Here is a 415-nt window from a genome sequence, read left to right on the forward strand (position 1 = left end):
AACTCCTGCCAAGTAAGAAGCCCGTAAAGACCATCAGCATTCATGAACTGATCAAAGAACTGAGTTTTCGGTTTATCCGCTTCAATCCGGCTTTCAAGCTCGATAACCTTCTCAGTGTATGACAATAAAATGCCGCGCATTGCTGCAGGATCACTCAGCATCGCTAATGGATCGTTTTTGACGCTCTCTTCAAGTGCCATCCAGCGATCAATGATACGTGCACGCAGTTCGACATTGTATCCAGAAACAACAATCATCGTGTTTCTGTAGTCCAATTCATACTGCTTGTATGTCTGCCCATTTTGAGGGTGCACATATGGGGTCTCGTTTCCTGAAACGACCCCCTTTTTAACGAGAGCGCGAATTGTCTTTAATACGTTGTCGTGCGTACTGCCGGTTAAATCAGCAATCTCGC

The 415-nt window shown here is 45.5% G+C and carries 1 protein-coding gene; it reads right to left on the reverse strand.

The features are described 5' to 3' along the window. A partial coding sequence (locus HBA93_RS18875; RefSeq protein ID WP_221724320.1) for a Rha family transcriptional regulator occupies nucleotides 1–415 on the reverse strand: 415 nt, incomplete at both ends.

The organism is Ochrobactrum sp. SFR4, assembly GCF_019730395.1.
Classification (GTDB): domain Bacteria; phylum Pseudomonadota; class Alphaproteobacteria; order Rhizobiales; family Rhizobiaceae; genus Pseudochrobactrum.